This is a genomic window from Chryseobacterium antibioticum (assembly GCF_012927325.1).
Classification (GTDB): Bacteria; Bacteroidota; Bacteroidia; order Flavobacteriales; family Weeksellaceae; genus Chryseobacterium; species Chryseobacterium antibioticum.
The window spans coordinates 36,829-57,204 of the sequence record NZ_JABBGI010000007.1; the positions used below are offsets into that span (position 1 = coordinate 36,829).

22 protein-coding genes are annotated in these 20,376 nt (G+C 38.7%); 16 read left to right on the forward strand and 6 right to left on the reverse strand.

Annotated elements, in window-relative coordinates; all coding sequences use genetic code 11:
* Positions 1-22 precede the first annotated feature (22 nt).
* The 16 genes from HHL23_RS06795 to HHL23_RS06870 all read left to right on the forward strand — a co-directional run bounded on the left by HHL23_RS06795 (position 23) and on the right by HHL23_RS06870 (position 12,507).
* Positions 23-1,018 carry a BtrH N-terminal domain-containing protein gene (locus HHL23_RS06795; RefSeq protein ID WP_169234057.1) on the forward strand — a complete coding sequence of 332 codons (996 nt, stop codon included), beginning with the start codon at positions 23-25 and terminating at the stop codon, positions 1,016-1,018.
* A 1-nt stretch (position 1,019) separates the two neighbouring features.
* Entirely contained in the window at positions 1,020-1,778 is a 759-nt protein-coding gene (locus HHL23_RS06800) for an ABC transporter ATP-binding protein (protein WP_169234058.1), read from the forward strand.
* Positions 1,765-3,033, forward strand: coding sequence for an ABC transporter permease (locus tag HHL23_RS06805; protein WP_169234059.1), 1,269 nt, complete (start codon positions 1,765-1,767; stop codon positions 3,031-3,033). Before HHL23_RS06800 ends, HHL23_RS06805 begins: the two co-directional genes overlap by 14 nt.
* Positions 3,023-3,448: an acyl-CoA thioesterase gene (locus tag HHL23_RS06810; RefSeq protein WP_169234060.1), complete on the forward strand. Its 426-nt coding sequence runs from the start codon at positions 3,023-3,025 to the stop codon at positions 3,446-3,448. The genes HHL23_RS06805 and HHL23_RS06810 overlap by 11 nt, the downstream gene beginning before the upstream one ends.
* Complete coding sequence (locus tag HHL23_RS06815) at positions 3,448-4,581, forward strand: beta-ketoacyl synthase N-terminal-like domain-containing protein (RefSeq protein WP_169234061.1); 1,134 nt, start codon at positions 3,448-3,450, stop codon at positions 4,579-4,581. Before HHL23_RS06810 ends, HHL23_RS06815 begins: the two co-directional genes overlap by 1 nt.
* A gap of 10 nt (positions 4,582-4,591) precedes the next feature.
* Positions 4,592-5,131, forward strand: coding sequence for a 3-oxoacyl-ACP synthase (locus tag HHL23_RS06820; protein WP_169234063.1), 540 nt, complete (start codon positions 4,592-4,594; stop codon positions 5,129-5,131).
* Between the two features lie 85 nt (positions 5,132-5,216).
* Positions 5,217-5,474 (forward strand): phosphopantetheine-binding protein, encoded by a 258-nt coding sequence (locus HHL23_RS06825; protein ID WP_034727005.1) that lies wholly within the window; start codon positions 5,217-5,219, stop codon positions 5,472-5,474.
* A gap of 87 nt (positions 5,475-5,561) precedes the next feature.
* Positions 5,562-6,761 carry a beta-ketoacyl-[acyl-carrier-protein] synthase family protein gene (locus HHL23_RS06830; protein ID WP_169234064.1) on the forward strand — a complete coding sequence of 400 codons (1,200 nt, stop codon included), beginning with the start codon at positions 5,562-5,564 and terminating at the stop codon, positions 6,759-6,761.
* A complete protein-coding gene (locus tag HHL23_RS06835; RefSeq protein ID WP_169234066.1) occupies positions 6,758-7,822 on the forward strand; it encodes a beta-ketoacyl synthase N-terminal-like domain-containing protein in 1,065 nt (354 codons plus the stop codon). Before HHL23_RS06830 ends, HHL23_RS06835 begins: the two co-directional genes overlap by 4 nt.
* 64 nt (positions 7,823-7,886) lie before the next feature.
* Complete coding sequence (locus HHL23_RS06840) at positions 7,887-8,639, forward strand: polysaccharide deacetylase family protein (protein WP_169234067.1); 753 nt, start codon at positions 7,887-7,889, stop codon at positions 8,637-8,639.
* Positions 8,636-9,262, forward strand: a complete 627-nt coding sequence (locus HHL23_RS06845; RefSeq protein ID WP_169234069.1) for a LolA family protein — start codon at positions 8,636-8,638, stop codon at positions 9,260-9,262. Before HHL23_RS06840 ends, HHL23_RS06845 begins: the two co-directional genes overlap by 4 nt.
* The gene (locus HHL23_RS06850; RefSeq protein ID WP_169234070.1) at positions 9,228-9,869 is read left to right on the forward strand and encodes a hypothetical protein; all 642 of its coding nucleotides are present in this window, start codon (positions 9,228-9,230) and stop codon (positions 9,867-9,869) included. The genes HHL23_RS06845 and HHL23_RS06850 overlap by 35 nt, the downstream gene beginning before the upstream one ends.
* Position 9,870: 1 nt before the next feature.
* Entirely contained in the window at positions 9,871-10,473 is a 603-nt protein-coding gene (locus HHL23_RS06855) for an outer membrane beta-barrel protein (protein ID WP_169234071.1), read from the forward strand.
* A gap of 4 nt (positions 10,474-10,477) precedes the next feature.
* Positions 10,478-10,849 (forward strand): 3-hydroxyacyl-ACP dehydratase, encoded by a 372-nt coding sequence (locus HHL23_RS06860; RefSeq protein ID WP_169234073.1) that lies wholly within the window; start codon positions 10,478-10,480, stop codon positions 10,847-10,849.
* 4 nt (positions 10,850-10,853) lie between these two features.
* Positions 10,854-11,330, forward strand: a complete 477-nt coding sequence (locus HHL23_RS06865; RefSeq protein ID WP_169234075.1) for a hypothetical protein — start codon at positions 10,854-10,856, stop codon at positions 11,328-11,330.
* 4 nt (positions 11,331-11,334) lie between these two features.
* Positions 11,335-12,507: a DUF2062 domain-containing protein gene (locus HHL23_RS06870; RefSeq protein ID WP_169234076.1), complete on the forward strand. Its 1,173-nt coding sequence runs from the start codon at positions 11,335-11,337 to the stop codon at positions 12,505-12,507.
* A gap of 123 nt (positions 12,508-12,630) precedes the next feature.
* Here the strand turns inward: HHL23_RS06870 and HHL23_RS06875 are convergent, their stop codons facing one another.
* The 6 genes from HHL23_RS06875 to HHL23_RS06895 form a co-directional block, all read right to left on the reverse strand.
* A complete protein-coding gene (locus HHL23_RS06875) occupies positions 12,631-15,315 on the reverse strand; it encodes a T9SS-dependent M36 family metallopeptidase (RefSeq protein ID WP_169234077.1) in 2,685 nt (894 codons plus the stop codon).
* A 161-nt stretch (positions 15,316-15,476) separates the two neighbouring features.
* Entirely contained in the window at positions 15,477-15,854 is a 378-nt protein-coding gene (locus tag HHL23_RS22465) for an alpha/beta hydrolase family protein (RefSeq protein ID WP_228464654.1), read from the reverse strand.
* Positions 15,808-16,731, reverse strand: coding sequence for an alpha/beta hydrolase (locus HHL23_RS06880; RefSeq protein WP_228464656.1), 924 nt, complete (start codon positions 16,729-16,731; stop codon positions 15,808-15,810). Before HHL23_RS06880 ends, HHL23_RS22465 begins: the two co-directional genes overlap by 47 nt.
* A 7-nt stretch (positions 16,732-16,738) precedes the next feature.
* Positions 16,739-17,104 carry a DUF1648 domain-containing protein gene (locus HHL23_RS06885; protein WP_169234078.1) on the reverse strand — a complete coding sequence of 122 codons (366 nt, stop codon included), beginning with the start codon at positions 17,102-17,104 and terminating at the stop codon, positions 16,739-16,741.
* Complete coding sequence (locus tag HHL23_RS06890) at positions 17,101-18,783, reverse strand: C45 family autoproteolytic acyltransferase/hydolase (RefSeq protein ID WP_169234079.1); 1,683 nt, start codon at positions 18,781-18,783, stop codon at positions 17,101-17,103. The genes HHL23_RS06885 and HHL23_RS06890 overlap by 4 nt, the downstream gene beginning before the upstream one ends.
* Entirely contained in the window at positions 18,770-20,305 is a 1,536-nt protein-coding gene (locus tag HHL23_RS06895; protein WP_169234080.1) for a phytoene desaturase family protein, read from the reverse strand. The genes HHL23_RS06890 and HHL23_RS06895 overlap by 14 nt, the downstream gene beginning before the upstream one ends.
* Positions 20,306-20,376: the final 71 nt, after the last annotated feature.

Here is a 20,376-nt window from a genome sequence, read left to right on the forward strand (position 1 = left end):
ATGAAAAAGATAAAAGCAGCAAATGAAACTTAACTTTGAACACCATCAGACCGCGCATTGCGAAAACGGTGTTGCCTCCAATCTGTTACTCAATAAAGGCTTAAAACTCAGTGAACCAATGATCTTTGGGATCGGTTCCGGATTGTTTTTTGTCTATCTGCCATTTTTGAAAGTCAATTTCGCCCCAGGCTTCAGCTATCGCCCGATGCCCGGTGCTATTTTCAGCAAAGCAGCCAAAAGATTGGGAATTAAAATCAAAAGAGAAAAATTTTCGAATCCTAAAGAGGCACAGTCTGCTTTAGAAAGAAACTTACAACAGAATATTCCTACAGGACTTCAGGTAGGCGTTTTTAACCTTACCTACTTCCCTGAAGAATATAAATTCCACTTCAATGCACACAACCTTGTGGTATACGGAAAAGAAGACGGGAAATTCCTGATTAGCGATCCGGTGATGGATTACACCACCTCATTATCTGAAGCCGAGCTGGAAAAGGTAAGATATGCTAAAGGCGCACTTCCGCCAAAAGGACATATGTACTACCCTACTTACATTCCTGAAAATGTAAATATTGAAGAGGCCATTAAAAAAGGAATCAAAGATACCTGCAAAAACATGCTGGCTCCTGTTCCTCTTATCGGCGTAAAAGCCATGAGGTGGGTCGCAAAAAGCATCCCGAAATGGGCTGAAAAGAAAGGAACTAAAGTCACCAACCACTATCTGGGCCAACTGATCAGAATGCAGGAGGAGATTGGTACCGGTGGAGGTGGTTTCAGATTTATTTATGGAGCCTTTCTTCAGGAAGCAGCAGTCATTCTTAAAAATGATGAATTAAAAGAACTATCCAAAGAAATCACCGCAATTGGTGACCTGTGGAGAGATTTTGCCGTGGATATTGCCCGTGTTTACAAAAACAGAAATTCAAAAAGCGATATCTACAACAACCTTTCAAAATCTATGCTTCACATTGCTGATCTGGAAGAAGCTTTCTATAAAAAACTGAGAAAAGCGATCTGATATGGCAGAGAATATGATTGAGATCAAAAATCTATATAAAAAGTACAAAAACTCCGAAGAGTTTTCTGTGAACGATATCTCGCTGAATATTGAGAAAAATGAGATCTATGGAATTTTGGGGCCTAATGGTGCCGGAAAAACCACTTTGATTTCTATGCTTTCAGGTCTGATAAAACCTACTTCCGGACAATTTACCATCAATGGATTGTCTCCTCAGAAAGACAGTTTCAAGATCAAAGAGATCATCGGAATCGTCCCTCAGGAATATGCACTCTATCCTACCCTTACGGCTAAAGAAAACTTAATGTTTTACGGAAGCCTGTACGGATTAAAGCATAAAGAACTTAAAAGAACCATCGATGAATCTTTAGAAATCATGGGACTTTCAAAGTTTGCAGATAAAAAGGTAGAACAATTTTCAGGAGGAATGAAACGCCGCTGCAACCTTATCGCAGGAACGCTTCACAATCCTAAAGTATTGTTTCTGGATGAACCTACAGTAGGTGTTGATGTTCAGTCTAAGAAAGTAATCATCGATTTCTTACAGGAACTGAATAAAAACGGAACGTGTATCATTTACACCTCCCACCACCTTTCCGAGGCAGAAGAATTCTGTACGAAGATCGCCATTATCGACAGAGGAAGAATCCACGCAGTAGGAACACCGGAAGAACTGGTGTCACAGATCACCAACGCTGAAAACCTGGAAGACGTTTTCATATCATTAACAGGAAAAGAACTAAGAGATGTTGTTGTATAAACTTTGGAGAAGCTTCGTGAAGGAAATCCTTCTTCTGAAGAGAGATATCGGGGGAATAGTCATTATTTTCGTCATGCCGTTGCTGCTAATTGTGACGATCACTTTAATTCAGGATTCTACTTTCAAAAATCTGGAAGGCTCAAAAATTCCGATTATTTTTATTGACAATGATAAGTCTGAGGTCTCAAAAAACATAAAACAGGAACTGGAAACCAGCAAAACATTCCAGCTACTGACGAATTATACTGAAAAGTCAGCACAAGATGCCGTTTTCTCAGGAGATTATCAGATGGCTATCGTCATTCCTGAAAATTTAACAAAAGATTTAAATTCAAATATTGATTCTAAGGTTCAGACGATCGTAAGCTCGTTTGGATTGGAAGGTGATTCTGCAGCTGTGAAAAAAACAGCTCCAAAAGCAAAAGAAATTCATCTGTATTTTGACCCCGCTACGAATGCAGGATTCAAAAATTCTGTGATGAATTCCGTGAATAAAATGGTTTTTGAGATCGAGAATAAAAAAATCTACAAAGCATTCCAGGATCAGCTGGGCACAGAGGAAAACCTCGATGAGAACAAAAACCTCATCAGTTTCAAAGAAATTACCCCAAAAAAAGGTCCGATAGACGTCATGCCGAATTCCGTTCAGCACAACGTTCCGGCATGGACACTTTTTGCGATCTTCTTTATTGTAGTTCCTTTATCCATCAACTTGGTTAAAGAAAAAAGCCAGGGCACGAGCGTAAGAGCAAGGATCAGTCCTACCCCATATTTCGTTCATATTTTAGGAAAAACATTCACTTATCTGATTATTTGCATCATCCAGTTTTTACTGATGGTGGCAGTGGGAATCTATCTTTTCCCGTATATGGATCTCCCGGCATTCGATGTTTCGGGAAAAATGTTCCAGCTTATTGTGGTCACCTTATTTTCGGGATTGGCAGCTATTGGATTTGGTGTTTTACTGGGAACTATTGCAGATACTCAGGAACAGTCGGCACCTTTTGGAGCTACTTCAGTAGTCGTTCTGGCGGCTATCGGAGGAATATGGGTTCCTGTATTTTTAATGCCGGAATTTATGCAAACTGTGGCGAAATTTTCCCCAATGAACTGGGGACTGAACGCTTACTACGATATTATTTTAAGAAACAGTGGTATTGGAGGAATTGCGAAAGAACTTGCATTCCTCTTTGCGTTCTACATTGCGATGGTCGCGATTTCTATTTTTTACGAAAGGAAACAAAATGCAGTCTAAAGAAAATATATTAACCTGTACGGAAGAAGTAAGGGTAAGGTTCAATGAAACAGATCCGCTGGGTATTGTCTGGCACGGCCATTATATCGTGTATTTCGAGGACGGGAGAGAAGCTTTCGGAAGAGAGCACGGCCTTACTTATCTTGATATTCAGAGAGAAGGCTACGTTACCCCTATTGTAAAAAGCACCTGTGAACATTTCCTTCCGTTAAAATATGGAGAAACGTTTAGAATTGTAACCACTTTTGTGAATTCAGTGTCTGCAAAACTTATCTATACCTACGAACTGTTCAATCAGGATAACAAACTTGTGTGCAGTGGAGAAACCATCCAGGTTTTCTTAGACAGTAACGGAAGCTTATGCCTTTATAATCCTGAGTTTTTTCAGGCATGGAAAAATAAAATGGGATTATAATGAGAAAAGAAATTTATATTACAGACTACAACTGCGTCACTCCTTTAGGGTTTGATGTTTCTTCTAACTGGAATCATCTGGTGGAAGGAAAATCTGGAGTAACATTACATAAAGTTATCGACAATCAGGAAGCTTTTTATGCTTCCATTATTGATACTGAAAAGCTGGAAGAAGAATTTAAAAGCAATTTTGACAGCCCAAATTTTACAAGACTGGAAAAAATGTTTCTTCTCAGTCTTAAACCTCTTATTGAAAAGTATGAAATTTCGGAAGAAACGGCTTTCATATTATCTACCACCAAAGGAAACATCAGTTTATTAAAAAATCAGACGGAATTGCCTGAAGGGGTTTATCTGTCAAAATTAGCTCAGAAAATTGCTTACCATTTTGGGTTTAAAACTAAACCTATTGTGGTTTCCAATGCCTGCGTTTCAGGAGTAATGGCTATTGCCGTTGCCAAAAATATGATTCAGGCCGGAAAATATAAAGACGCTTTTGTGATTGCCGGCGATGAGGTTTCGGAGTTTGTGATCTCAGGATTCAATTCTTTCCAGGCCATTGGAACAGAACCGTGCAAACCTTATGATAAAAACAGGAACGGAATCAATATTGGTGAAGCTACGGCAGCTGTGTATATTACCTCTGCCCCAAGCGAAAACGAAAAATTTAGGTTTAAAATAGCTGGAGACTCTGCGGTGAATGATGCCAATCATATTTCCGGGCCTTCCAGAACAGGAGACGGGCTGTATGCTAGCATCAAAAATGCAATGACTGAAGCTCATGTAACTTCAGAGCAGATTGATTTTATTTCTGCCCACGGAACTGCCACCATCTACAATGATGAAATGGAAGCGATTGCTTTCAACAGAATGGACCTTCAACATGCTCCGTTAAACAGCATGAAAGGGTATTATGGTCATTGTCTCGGTGCATCAGGGCTTTTGGAAAGTATTATTTCCATGGAAAGCGCCCGCCACGGAATCCTGATCCCATCTAAAAATTTTGAAGAGATGGGAGTTTCCCAGTCTTTAAACATTATTGAAGAGAACCAGTCTGCAACTATTCAGTATATTTTAAAAACCGCTTCAGGATTCGGAGGATGCAATGCGGCTATAGTTTTGGAAAAATGTTAAAATGAAAGTGATGAAAAAAACTGACAGTTGTACCATAGAGCATTCAAAAATAACCGTTAACGGAAACCCTGTTTTTGAAAGCCAGACAGAGATATTTCATGACTTTGCGAAAGAAGCCTATAAAGTCCTGGAACTCAATTACCCCAAATTTCATAAGATGGATAATCTGAGTAAGCTTGCTTTTCTCGCTGCTGAAATGATTTTAAAAGAGGAAGACCACAGCAGAACAGCATTGGTTCTTGCCAACAGATCATCAAGTCTGGACACGGATTTTAAATACCAGGAAAGCATCAACTCACAGGAGAATTACTTCCCGAGTCCGGCCGTATTTGTCTACACCTTACCTAACATCTGTGTAGGCGAGATCAGCATTAAACATAAAATGCAGACGGAGAATGCCTTTTTTGTCCTGGATGAATTGGATGAACAATTTTTAAACGATTATGCAGAGCAGATCCTGATATCCGGAAAAGCAGAAAAAGTTCTCTGCGGCTGGACAGAACTTTATCAGGAAAATTATAAAGCTTTTGTATATTTGCTAACCCTGTAAAAATGTAACAATATAACAGTGTAGCAATGTAACAATCCTAAAATTGGTAAACTGGTACATTGATACATTGGTAAATTAAATAATTATGGAAAACTTAAAAACAGAATTGAAGCACAAAATTATTGAAGTTCTTAACCTTGAAGACGTTTCTGTAGAGGAAATCAAAGATACAGATCCGTTATTCGGAGGCGGATTGGGTCTTGATTCTATTGATGCTCTTGAACTTATTGTTCTTTTGGATAAAGACTACGGAATAAAATTAGCTGATCCTAAAAAAGGAAAGGAAATTTTCCAGTCTATCGATACAATGGCTCAGTTCATAGAAGACAACAGAACGAAATAATTCATTCAATCTAGCAATGTATCAATCTACCAGTTTACCAATATTATTACACTGGTAGATTGATACATTATTACATTATAAAATAAAATGAGTCGAAAAATTGCCATAACAGGAATGGGCATCATTTCCTCCATCGGAAACAATGTGGAGGAAAATTTTATTTCGTTAACAACCGAAAAACATGGAATTTCAGACATCGAAATGTTTGAAACCCGCCATGCCGGAAGTATAAAAACCGGTGAGATAAAATGGTCTAATGAAGAGCTTGTACAACAACTTCAGCTACCTGAAGACAATAATGTGACGAGAACTTCTTTATTGGGCATGATAGCCGCAAGAGAAGCTGTAGCATCTGCCGGAATTTCAGATATCAATGAATACAAAACCGGTCTGATCTCTTCTACCAGCGTAGCCGGAATGGATATCACCGAAAGGTATTTCTACTCTTACGAAAACTTTCCTGAAAAGCAAAAATATATCGATGCCCATGATGCAGGAAATTCCTCATTGGCCATCGCTGATTATCTTGGATTAAAAGGCATGGTTTCAACCATCAGTACGGCCTGCTCTTCAGCAGCCAACGCGATGATGATGGGAGCCAAACTGATTAAAAACGGAGTTTTAGACCGTGTGATCGTTGGCGGAACAGATTCCCTTTCAAAATTTACTTTGAATGGCTTCAACACGCTGATGATCCTTACAGATTCTTACAACACTCCTTTCGACAATGACAGAAAAGGCCTGAATCTTGGAGAAGCCGCCGCTTTTATCGTTCTTGAATCTGATGAGGTGGTGAAAAAAGAAAACAAAAAAGTGCTGGCTTACCTTTCCGGTTATGGAAATGCTAATGATGCCCATCATCAGACCGCATCTTCGGAAAACGGACAGGGTGCTTTTCTCGCCATGCAACAGGCTCTTAAAATATCAGGATTGGAAAAAGACGACATCGATTATATCAACGTTCACGGAACGGCTACTCCTAATAATGATCTTTCAGAAGGAATTGCTATGATCAGGATCTTTGGTGAAGGACAGGTTCCTGAATTCAGTTCTACCAAAGCTTTTACCGGGCATACTCTGGCGGCGGCGGCAGGAATTGAAGCTGTATTCTCCATTTTGGCGATGCAGCATCATGTTATTTTCCCCAATCTGAATTTTAAAACGAAAATGGCAGAATTTGATTTAACCCCGATTACGGAACTGAAAGAAAAAGACATCAACCATGTTCTTTCCAATTCATTCGGATTTGGAGGTAACTGTTCTACTTTAATTTTCTCAAAATCATGAGTGCAGTATACATCAACAGTGCATCCTGCATCTCTGTACAGGACACTTTAAAAGATCATTTTTTCCAGGGTCTTAAAGCTGACCAGTCTGTTCAGATCTTAAAGGCTATAGATCCCAACTATAAAGAATTCATTCCGCCTGCCATGATCAGGAGAATGTCTAAAACCGTTAAAATGAGTTCGGTAGCTTCAAATTATGCTTTAAAAGAGGCAGGAATTGAGAAACCGGATGCCATTATTGTAGGAACCGGAATGGGATGTTCCCAGGATTCTGAAAAGTTTCTGAAAAACGTGATCGACAACAACGAGGAGTTTTTAACGCCTACATTCTTTATTCAGTCGACTCATAATACCGTTGCGGGACAGATTGCTCTGGGACTTCAGTGTCATGCGTACAATTTCACGTATGTCAACACCTCCTCATCCCTGGAATTTTCTTTTCTGGACGCTCAACTTCAGATCAACGACGGCGAAGCTGAAAATGTTCTCGTAGGTGCTGCAGATGAGCAGACTAACAGAACAATGGAATTGTACCGTCTCAACAATACTATAAAAAAAGAAGAAGATCTTCCTGCCGATTATTTACATTCGGAGACGGATGGCGTGATCTGGGGTGAAGGGGCGGCTTTCTTTGTTTTAGGAAAAGATAAGACTGAAAACACTTATGCTCAACTTAAAGATATTCAAATCATTAACCGATTGAATACAGAAGAAGCGAAGTCGTTTATTGAAAGTTTTTTAGCCAAAAATAATTTGAAGGCTGAAGATATGGATGCTGTCATTTTAGGTTTCAGTGGTGATGCAAAATCTGATGTGTATTATACAAAGGCGATGGATTTATTTCAGAATTCAGCTTTACTGTATTACAAACATTTGAGTGGTGAATTTAATACGGCCAGTGGTTTTTCAACATTTATGGCTTGCCATATTTTGAAGGAGCAGCAGATTCCGGAGATCATGATGATCAATTCCACGAAAAAAGAACAGATACAATATATTATTCTTTACAATCATCTGGCAGGAAGCGACCATAGTCTGGTACTGCTGGAAAGAGCTTTGTAATAAAAGAAAGGACGTATTTGTCTACTACAGGAACCGAAATAAGTACAATTCTAAATAACAGAAGATGAAACATTATCCATTTATTCTATTTTATCTTTTCTGCAACGTTTTTATTTATGCGTTCCATGGAAGCTTGTGGGTTTATCTGGCTGGTTTTCTGGCCTTTTCTTTCGTAGTGATCTGGGGATCATTTGATATTGGATTAGGATATTTTGTCAACAGCATAACTCATAAAAGAACGAAAATCAATGAAGTGGCATTGACGTTTGATGATGGACCAACTGAGTTTACACCCCGCTTTTTAGATCTGCTCAAAGAAAACCAGGTAAAAGCTACTTTTTTCTGCATCGGAAAACAGATCGAGAAGTATCCGGAAACTTTCCAAAGAATAATCGCTGAAGGCCATACTATCGGGAATCACACGTTTTCCCATTCCAACAATACCGGATTTCTGTCTGTTTCAAAAATGACTGAGGAAATTGAGAAATGTGATGAAATAATGGCCAAAGTCGGTGATATCAAAACAGATTTATACCGACCTCCTTTTGGTGTTACGAATCCAAGTATCGCCAAAGCTATTAAAAGAACATACAAAACGAGCATCGGCTGGAATGTCCGTTCACTGGATACGGTTATAGACGATGAAAAGAAAATTTACAAGAAAGTCACCCAAAGCCTGAGAAAAGGAAGTATCGTTCTCCTTCACGACACCTCTGAAAAGACATATAACGTATTGGCCGATTTATTGTTATTTTTGAAGGATAAAAAATACTCGACCTACACCGTCGATTCAATTACAAAAATCAAAGAAAAATGATTAAAAATATTGCTTTTGGAGCATTTTTATTAATTTCCGGTTTCATTTCTGCACAAATGACAGCGATGTCCGGGGCGGAGGCTAAAGCATTTGTCACGAAAGTATCTTCTGAAACCCGGGAGATCAAAACGCTTCAGAGCGATTTCACCCAGACCAAAAAGATGGATTTTCTGGATAAGAACATCGTTACTTATGGCAAAATGTCATTGAAGTCACCCAATATGCTGAGCTGGAAGTACACCAAGCCTTACCAGTATTCCATTGTTTTTAAAGACAGTAAAATTTTCATCAATGATCAGGGGAAAAAATCGTCTGTAGATGCAAAAAGTAAAACGTTTGAGAAGATCAATAAGCTGATCGTAGGAAGTTCAAACGGAAAAATGTTCAGCGACCCGGAATTTACTGTGACCTATTACAAAAACGGCAATTTCAATGTGGCCAAATTCATCCCGAAATCTGCCCAACTGCTGAAATACATTAAACAAATTGAACTTCACTTCCCGAAAAATCAGTCTACGGTTTCACAGGTGAATATGACGGAAGCTTCAGGAGATACCACCAATATTGTTTTCAAAAATACCAAGATCAATGCAGCGATTGCAGCTTCAGAGTTTAGCCTATAGCCTGGTGCTTCTGCTGTTGGTTTCCTGTAAAAGCTACCAGCTAAAAGACGCAAAACCTGTTCAGAGTTCTGAGAAAACGGTTGAAAATTTATACTTTTCGTCCGGTGAAGATTATGTGTATAAATGTCAGATGGATATTTATAAAAACCATGTAAGTGGTATTCTGATCATCAAAAAGCTGAATGAAACGACCCATCGTGTAGCCATGACCTCGGATTTTGGAAATAAATTGATTGATTTCGAGATTTCTCAGGATAATTTTAAACTGAATTATGTTCTTCCGGATCTTGATAAAAAGATCGTCATCAATTTTTTAAGAAATGACTTTCGGGAGCTGCTGAAGAGACAATTTCCGGTAAGTGAATCTTTTGAAAACGACCGTTCTAAAATTTATCTGTCCAAAGCCGACAACAGAGCTTACTATCTGTTTTTCAACAAGGAAAACGGCCTGCTGAAGAACATCATTTACACGAAAAACAATAAGGAGAAAATCGATTTCAGTTTTGAGGCAAAAAAACATATCTTCGCGGATAGCTTAAACCTGCAACATAAGGATTTTAAGATCAATATAAAACTATTTCAAATAACCGAAACTGAACAAAATTAACATGAAAAAGCTTCTATTTTTAGTTGTCGCCTTACTGTCAGGACTGTCCTTTTCACAGGTGACTTTCAATCCGGGAATCAGAGCGGGTGCTAATTTCTCTCATTTCTCCAATAGTGAAGAGTTCAATTATTACTATCAGGAAGAATTTCCCAATGCTGCAAAACCGTATTTGGATTATAAAACCAAAACAGATTTTTATTTAGGCTTCATAGGAAATATCCGTTTTGCAAAATTTTATGCTTTGCAGCCGGAGATCAATTATTCCAGACAGGGGGCAAAAATAAGCACGAATGTAAATAACTGGGACGGAAAAACGCTTTCCGTATCCTATCTGGGATTACAACTGATCAATAAGTTCTATTTCAACCAGTTCAACATACATGTGGGACCTACTTTAGAATTCGTTGTCGATAAAAAGAATTTTGATCCTGAAAATGAAATCGATTTGGGAATTACCACCGGCTTAGGATATGATATCACCAAAAATTTCGGTATCGAAGCCAGAGTAAAAAAAGGTTTTGTACCGGTGGACAGCTACAACAGGAATCACTCCAACGTTGTTTTCCAGACAGGACTTTATTATACCTTTAACATGAAAAAATAATTTTATGCAGACCATTCTTACAGACTTTTACACTTTAGAATCTTATGAAAAGGCCGAAAACGGAAGTTATACCGCTTATATTCATTTGAATAAAGACCATGATATTTTTAAAGGTCATTTTCCGGGTAATCCGGTAACACCGGGAGTTTGTATGATGCAGATCGTAAAAGAACTGACAGAAGAATTTACCAGATCAAAATTATTTTTAAAAACGGCTTCGAACGTAAAATTCATGGCTATCATCAATCCTTTCGAAACACCGGATCTGAAACTTCAACTGGATATTACTGAAAATGAAGAAGATGTTAAAGTAAAAAATATCACTTCTTTTGGCGAGACTATTGCATTAAAAATGTCTGTAAGCTATAAAAAATAAATTCATGAAACTTTTCCTATCTCTCATAACGGCTTTTATCTTTTTCTTCCAGACAGACCTTGAGTCTTTAAGAAACAGCTATGCAAAGGCTAACCAGTCCAATGAAAATACGCAGGCATTCATCAATCTTGCAGAAAAACAATCCGGTTCTGATGCCGTAACCACAGGCTACAAAGCCGCAGCACAGATCATGGAAGCGAAAATTACCAAAAAAAACAGAAAAGCCCTTGTAAAAACCGGTGCAACAAGCCTTGAAAGTATTATCAAAAGTAATCCAAATAACATAGAACTGCGCCTGATCAGACTGAGCGTTCAGGAAAATATTCCTAAAATAGTAGGTTACAGAGGCAGCATGAAAGACGATAAAGCATTCCTTATCAATAATTACGGAAAGCAAAACGCGACACTGAAAAGCTACTTAAAAAAGTTCGCGATGCAGTCTAAATCCTTTACAGACGCGGAAAGAGCCACTATAAAATAAAACAATGACCCTTCCTGAAGTACAAAATGCAATTCATGAAAAGAAAATCTGCATTTTAATACCTACTTACAACAATGAAAAAACTCTGAAAAGAGTCATAGACGGTGTTCTGGATTACACCGAAAATATTATTGCGGTCAATGATGGTTCTACAGATTCTACCATATCCTTATTAGCTCAATATCCACAAATCACTGTGATCACCCTGCCTGAGAACAAAGGCAAAGGAAACGGGCTGAAAATCGGTTTCAGAAAGGCAAAAGACCTGGGATATCACTATGCCATCACCATTGATTCGGATGGACAGCATTATCCGGATGATATTCCTGTGTTCGTAGAAGCGTTGCTTCAGGAAAAACACGATGTTCTTCTGATTGGAAACCGGAATATGTCACAGGACGGAATCCCGAAAAAAAGCAGCTTTGGGAACCGGTTTTCTAATTTCTGGTTCTGGTTCGAGACGGGAATTAAGCTGGAAGACACCCAATCGGGCTACAGATTATACCCATTGCTGAAAATTCCAAAGAAATATTTTACTCCGAAATTTGAATTTGAAATTGAGATCATTGTACGGACAGCCTGGAGGCACGTTCCTGTAAAGAATGTCCCGATCAAGGTTTTATATGATCCTGCGGAAAGGGTTTCTCATTTCAGACCCTTCAAAGATTTTACACGGATTAGTATTCTGAATACTATTTTAGTGACGATCACCCTACTTTACATTATTCCGCGAAATTTCGTGAATAATTTCAAAAAAAAAAGCTTTAAAAGATTCATCAAGGAAGATGTTCTTGAAAGTGACGGTAGCAACCGTACAAAGGCATTTTCTATCGCCCTTGGTGTGTTTATCGGGTTTTCTCCTTTCTGGGGGTTTCATACGGTTCTTGTGATCTCGCTGGCGGTTCTTTTTAAGCTGAATAAAGTTTTGGCTTTTGTAGCCTCCAACGTGAGTCTCCCACCCCTGATTCCTTTTGTCATTGCGGCTTCTCTATTTTTAGGATCCCCTTTTGTACAGGGTGACAGTAATATTTTAAGCAGTGAGCTTAATTTTGAACTGATCAAGAATAATCTTCTTCAATATGTAATCGGAAGTGCTATTTTGGCGACCTCTATGTCTGCTATTTGCGGAATCACAACATTTCTTTTTCTGAATAAACTGAATCCTGAGAATGAGTAGGGAGAGGGAAATGGGTGAGCCAAGATTTTAGATTTCAGACACGAGACGCGAGACCTTTTACATTAAACAAAAAGCCCTGAAGCTGAGCTCCAGGACTTTCCTCTCTATACTGTTATTATACTCTTATTTAGAAACAATGATTTTTTGGCTGTAGTCAATCATGTTACCCTTAATGGTCACCATATAAGCTCCGTTCAATAACGTATTCACGTTCACTGTGGTTTGCTTGTTAAGATTGATTTTCTCTGAAGAAACCAATTTCCCTGTAAAATCATAAATTGAAACGGTAGTGATTCCTGAAAGATCCATTCCTGAAGGAGTTTTTATTGTAAACTCTGTTTTCACCGGATTTGGATAGATGGATATTCCTTTGGAATTGGCAGAAGCTTCATTCACTGCCAATGCATTACATTCAGCAGGAACATCGAAGTTTTCCACCTGGTCGCTTAAGTCCGGAGCAGGCTGATTATAATTCTGCCATATTCCAACCAGTCCTCCCGGCGCGGCATTGACCCCTAAACCTCTTTTCGCAAATACTTTCCAGATCAGACATTTATCTGCTCCATTGGTTTTTGCCATGTCAGCAGCTAAGATAGCGTCTCTTCCTTGTATAAAGCTTGGGTTACACTGCTGTAGTTTAAGGGCATCTACCACCAACTGTAATACTCTTGCGCTTCCACTGTTCGGATCCGCCAGTACGTTGCTGTTGTAGCCGTATTTCTCTACGTATTTCCAGTTAAGATCCCAAAGCATCGTTGCCCATACAAATCCGATACTATGAACGTCTGCTCTGGTAACCGGAATTACAGTACCATTAGTTAGTCTTAAATTATCGTTAACTTTCATACCATTAGTTCTTGCATAGGTATAATTATTAACTACAAAATCAGGAGAATATTTCGCTGGTCTTATCCCTGGTCCATCTGTAGGTTGGCTGGCTGTAAAAGTAGCCATACCTCTAGGCACAGAAGCGTTGTCTCCGGGCTTGTTGGTCAACATTAAGGCAAAGAAATCAGACCATCCTTCTCCCATCTGCTCATTGGAAGTACCGTAATTTAAACAGTTGTTTCCCGTACCCGTCATACGATTTGTGATTCCATGTCCGTATTCGTGTGCCATAATACCATTGTCTAAGCTTCCGTCTTTGTAAACATAATTCGCTTTATCATATTTTAAAGTAGCATTAATGACTGCCCCATTCGTTATTTCATTTGTTAAAAACAGTCCTTCCGTTTTTCCGATCATAATCGTCGGGATTGTGATGGTAGCATCTGTACCTCCTAAAGTTATTGGTACATCACTGTTTGGGTGATACTGTACAACTCCTATGGCTCCGGCATTCTGTAAATTTTTAGTTCTAACAGCAAAACCGCAGTTTGCGGGAGCAGCTCCCCCGGCAGGTACTAATGCAATTTTCCCGGTAAGACTTCCTGCAGCAACAGCTGTACACGCATCTGCAGGAACAGAAAGTGCCAAATTTCCAGTTACAGGACCATTTGCTTCAAGCGCTGGGCCAAACTGTGCCGTTTTACTTATTGGTACTCTCCCCGTATAAATTGATGGTGAATTGTAGAAAAGATTCTGCATCTGAGTAGGCTCAAATAAGTACATCTGCATTCTAGGTGCAGATCCGTCTGCAGGTGCCTGGAAGTTCGCATTATTATATGCTCCACCGTCTCTGGCTTCAGCTAAAACAGCATCATTTCCTGTACCTCCTATCCCGAAGTTGTTGGTTTGAAAGTTTCTTGCCGTTTCCGTGAATCCTAACTTATAAAATACGTCATGCATTTTATTGTTGACATAAAATAAATTGGTTACCGTCGCAGAAGTATAGTTCTGTGGAGGCAATGTCACATCCATTGGAAAATCAAAAGCTCTTGCAGCTCCGCCATCAGCAGAAAACTGAACTGTATTGGTATTGTTTTCGTCGGTGTATGCGTACGCATTATTTCCTCTGGTGTTCGTATAATGGTTGGTTCCATCAGAATGCCATCCTTCAGGAGAAGCGGTTATATCCCACGGATTGTTCAGCAGTGCTCTGCTTCCAAAAGAAGGTGCTTCTACAGGGAATGGCAGTACATTATAAGAGGCGTTGTCCGGAGCCAAAACAAAATTCTTGTTAATCTTATGAGCTTCAGAATGTGTACCAGCCGGAATTGAAGGTTGAATATTCTGTTCGGGTTGTGACAATTCGGTAGGAAGGTGTTCATGGCCACCATCATGAAAATTACATGAAAGGGTAAGATTTTCACGGTATAAAACTGATCCATCCTCTGTGCTGATCACTAAACTCCAAAGATTGCCGGTTCCCTTCTCTTCTACGTTGAATAAATATCCAAGGATAAGTTCTCCGCTTTTTGCAAAATAAACCAGCTTCGTTTTTATAGGTTCCTCTTTTCCTTCACTGTTTTTCACAGTCGTCAGTCCGTTCAATTGTTTTGCAGCCTGTGATACCAATGCATCTTTCTGTGCAGTCTGCTTACCTTTTACGCTGGAAGGATAGGTTTTAATAAAGGTATCTGCAAAGCTCAGTACTTTATCTTCCCTCACCAAAACATTGGCTGAACTTCCAAAAACCGGAATACCATTAATCGTTTGCTGTATTCCTACAATATCTCCATTTAAACTTTTTGAAGGGTCAACATTCACGATGGTAAATGCTTTCAGTTCAGGATTTATTCTTTGAAAGGTCTTTTCAGAATTAACATAGTCTTTGATCACCTGCTCATGTTTTTGGGCAGAAAGAACACTAAAACTGAAGAAAGAACAAAGCAATAAAAACTTAACACTTAGTCGAATTCTTTTCATATTTTTTACTTTGATTTAATTTACTTCCCTAGTTAGTAGTAAAAATAACAAAATGTTACATTATTGACACCTGAACCATTAAAATATTTATTTCATAAGAAGTAAAAAGAGCATTTTACGTATAAAATGCTCAACTTATTGAATGATTTCTAAATTAAATTCTACTTCAAAATAAACTGGATAAGATCATTTAAGAATTCCCCGTCTACATTTCCTTTGATCTCATAATCTTTAGGAGAAGGTATCCCGGAGCCTTTTATAAATAAATGATTCAGTGATGGATACCATTTAAAAATTGCCGTTTTATTGGTTTTCAATTGGTTTTTCCAAAGGGCAAAGTCCTTTTCTGTCACCTGATAATCTCTTCCTCCCTGTGCAAAAAGCATGGGTGATTTTATATTTTTAACCTCATCAAGCGGTTTGTAATCTAAAAGATATTTCCAATATGAAGCAGACTGCCCCAGCGGAAGTTCTGAAGCCAGACTCTTCAGATTAAATTTGTCTGATTGTAAAAAAAGACACTTGTTTTTTGATCGCATCTATAGTTTCCGTTGGAATTTTTGAAGAGTCAATTTTGTGGAGATATTCAAGCTGATCAATAAGTACTTCCTGAAGAGGTCTGGCATTGCCCGCCATAAAAATATATTTTGCAACCTTAGCCCTTTCTGCTATTTTGGGCATCAGATAAGCACCCTGACTATGCCCGAGAATAATGATCTGATATCCTTTAAAGTTTTCATTATTTTTGAAGTATTCTGCTGCATTAACGGCATCATTAATGGTTTCCTGCTCTACTGTAGACTTGTCATTGACCGTTTCAGGATGGGAATAGTTTCTTTTATCATACCGGTATGTTGCAATCCCGCTTTTGAAAAGCTCTTCTGCAATATCTTTGAAAGGTTTATTTTCGCCAAGAGTCTCATCTCTGTCATTGGCTCCTGATCCATGAACAAAAATGACCAGCTTTTTCTTATTATCCTGCTCCGGAACCAGCAAGGTCCCATTCAGTTCAATCTCATCACTTTTAATCTTTAAGGCATTTTTTTCATCCGGTTGGTCAAATGTTTTATGAGGGACCAGAAAGAAGCCGATCATTTTATCACCGCTTCCGAAAGTGATCTGGATATCCAGCTTAGACTTCTCAAATTCTGAATAATAGTAATAATAATCTTTTTCATTATTGATCTCAATAATACTTTTAAATGTACCCAACTGACCCTGAAGCTGTTCAGTGACCATCGTAAGATCTGCAGCTTTGATCTCTCCGGCTACAGAAGCATCAAAAAATGAATGGGCTTTTTCTGCATTTTTATCTACAAACAAAGTCCTGACAAATTGAGCTCCGATATCTTTTCTACTCTGAGAAAATGATAACAATGATAACACAGCCAGAAAAAGGGTTAAAAGTTTTTTCATAAATTAATTATTTAAAGACAACATCCGAAAAAGATAAGGGGCTCATAATAATGGTGACAAATATCGCAAGAATGATCAACACCAACTGGTACTGATCATAGGTTTTCTCTTTATCTTCTTCCTTCACATCAAAAGTAAATTTGATCTTATCAGGTTTTCTGATCGTCATCCAGATGAAGGTTAAAATAATAAGATTCAATACAATGGGTGCAAAAAGAAACAACTTGCTCCCAAATCCGTCATTTTTCCCTCCATAGCCGTGAATAGGGATAATATCAGGAATAGAGTCATATCTGGTAAGCAGGTAGGCTGTGTACCCTATGATGATGATAAAAGGAATACAAAAGAGCAGTTTTATATGTTTGGGGATCATTTTAATTTTTTTAAGGTCTTCTTGAGGTATTTTTCTACATTTTGTCGGTCCGGAACAGTAGTAATTTCCTTTGTAAGGGCTTTTTCAAATTCAGCTTTGGCTTTTGAAAACTCATGTTTACTGAAATAATATTTTCCGGCCTGATAGTATACCCACCAAAAATCCGGGTTCATGGATTGATAATTGGGAATAAAGTCATCCGTTAGTGCTATGTCTTTATCATCTGTGGCATCACTTAAGTCTTCGGCCATTATTTTAGATACCTGATAGTTTTTAAATTCTTCAGAATCTGCAAAGGGATCTCTGGCAATATTCAATGCTGTTTTTGCCTGTAAAGTTTCTGCCGCCTTGTTACCCGAAAAGATCTCATTCAGGTCATAACAGACAAATTCTCCCAGCTGATAAGGATTTGAAGAAACCCAGACCAGTCTTTTTTCAGGTGAAAATATAACAGCATGATGCGCCAGCAGTTGATTGATTGCTTTTTCATTTCCGTAGCCGATTTTCTGGTCTTTTAAACCGGATTTATCTCTTAAAATGGCGGCCATCTTTTCTGGATTCAGTTTTTTCTTTTCCTGAAGGAGTTCCTGAAGCTTTTCGTAGCGGTATTCGGAATGGCTTTCTATGATATGTTTTTGGTTTCTTTTATCGTCTTTATAAGCTTCCGACTGGAAATGATTGGTACAGAAAACTTTGCTTGTATTTTCAACTTTGTAAACGCCAAAATTTTCAGGGGAAACCTCAATGATTACTGCATTTTTATCGTGAGCGCTTCCTACCAGAATAGATTCGGAGACGAAAACTTTTCTTTTTTTAGCAATGGCTATCGCTTCCTCAATATTTTTCGCATACTGAAGAATTTCCCGTGTCACAAGAGAGATGGGAGTCTTCGCCGTCAGAGGAATTTTAGATTTTCCTGCGTTAATTGTTACGGTGATTCCTTCTTTGTTCATTCCGGAAACTACCCCTATCATTCCTGGCCAGCTTACAGACATGTATGGAATTCCGGCTTCCGGATCTACAAATTCGATCAGCTTATTTTTAGCAAAATCATCTCCCACATAAAAATCAAAATTTCTCCCGATCAGAAGCTGACCGTCTTCGGTATTTTCATTCCAAACGGCAAGTGAGGTACATCCTACCATGGCCAGATCCTGCATGGCATGACCAATGTCGTGGGCTCCGTGAAGGTATAAGTTCCGAAGGTATTTCGGCGCAATAAAATCGTATTTTTCAGAAGAATACCGGGACAATCCATAGAGTTCAGCCTGATAGTCTTCCCTTACATTCAGGTACATTTTCCTGTTGTACCATTTCAAGAATCCTCTGAGGAGTTTCTGTTTAAATTTTGACGGAACAAAACCTTCTACTTTGGAAAAGAAGATCTCTTCCTGCTGCTGCATGAGTTTTTGAGTTAATGCTCCATTATTATATCCAAGCTGCAATGGATTTCCTTTGACATAAAGTTCCCAGAGCTGCTGCTTGTTTTTGGTTAAATAATTCTGATTAAAACTGAATGTAGAATCATTGATCTTAGTGACCTTTGGCGTTTCCAGCGTATAAGCACTGATGTCGGGAATATGTTGGACCGATTTTGAGACACCGCACGAAAGGAGGGAAAGGATAAGGAAAACCTGAATTCCCCCAAATGCAGCCGCTAGCCAGTTATTTTTTTTCATGAGTCTTAATCATTTGTTTCAGGCGATCATCTATAAGTTCTTTTCCGAGAATTTCTGCACAGGTATTGAATGCGCCTATGGTTACCCCCAAAATTCCATGCATATTGACGGATTGCCCGGTAAGGAAGAGGTTATCGGTCTTTGTTCGGGGCGAGACCATCGTTTTAAGAGGATTATCGGAGTTTTTCATGTAACCGTACATATTTCCTTCAAAACTGCCAATATAGTCCCTGTAAGACAGCGGTGATGAAGTATAGATACTTTTTATGGAATGTCTGAGGTTGGGAATTTTCTTTTCTAATGCGGTAATCATCTTCTCCGCTTTTTCCAGTTTAAACTGCTCATATTTCAAGCCTCTTTCGTGCTCTTCGGCCACTGTGTTTACCGTTTCCTGCCAAGATTTCACCTCCTCAAAATCCATATAAGAGATGGCGGTAAGGCTTTCTGCATAGTCAGGATGATGTTTGGAGGCCGTAGACGAAAGCATATAGGTTTCCGGCCAGTTTTCTTTGTTGTACCGGTAGGCATTCCAGACCATTTCTTCCGATGAATAGTGGTATATATTATAATTGAAGGTAGGGAAAGTCTCAGGTTTTAAAACCAGATAAACACTAAAACATGACGAAACAGGTTCCCAGCTCATCACTCTGTTGGAAAAGGATTTTCTCAGCCGTTCTTCGCCGATCAATTTCATTGCAGAACGGATTTCTATATTTGAAATAAACTTTTTTGCTGCATATTCTTTTCCGGTCCTTGTTTTCACGGAATACAGAGCATTGTTTTCATTAAAAATAAATTCGGAAACTTCGGAATGTTTGTTCACTTCTGCTCCATATTGACGAAGCTTTTTAATCAGTAATTTTGTAATCTGACTTCCGCCTTTCACGCATTTATAGGCACTTTGAATATATGAATTTACGGTAAGTGCATGAACATAGAACGGTATATTTTCAGAATCTCCGCCATATAAAAAATTGGATCCGAGTAATACTGTCTGCAATTTTTTATCCTGAGTAACAGACTCGATGAATCTCTTGGTATTGAGGTGAAGGATCTCTTCATTATAGCTATCTTTCCCTACTACCTGGTATCTCGGAAACTGTGCACAGACATACTGGATTTCTTCACAATAGTTTTCCAGATTTTGTTTTTCGTTGGGGAAATGGGCAATGAGCTGTTCCACAAAGTTTTCATAGCCTTGCGCATGGGGATAATCTATGCTTTCATCACCAAAAGAAATCCTGTCATAGCCGTCCTCATTCATCTTGTGAAGCTCCAGCTCATCCATAATCTCAAGATAGGAAAAGAACCGGTGAAGATTCTGTCCTTTTGAAAGGCCTCCCAGGTAATGAACTCCGGTATCAAAGATGAGCTTATCCCGTGAAAAGGTCTGGAGATTTCCGCCATACTGGTTATTTTTCTCCAGAACACAGACTTTCAGACCTTCTTTCGCCAAAATTAGAGCCGAAACAAGACCTCCCAATCCGCTGCCGATCACAAGTATGTCGTATTCTTTTTTCAATAGGAGAAAAGCTGTGTGTTTTTAATTCAAAAAATCAAGAAATTCAAGGGTTTATAAATGATCCTAAATCT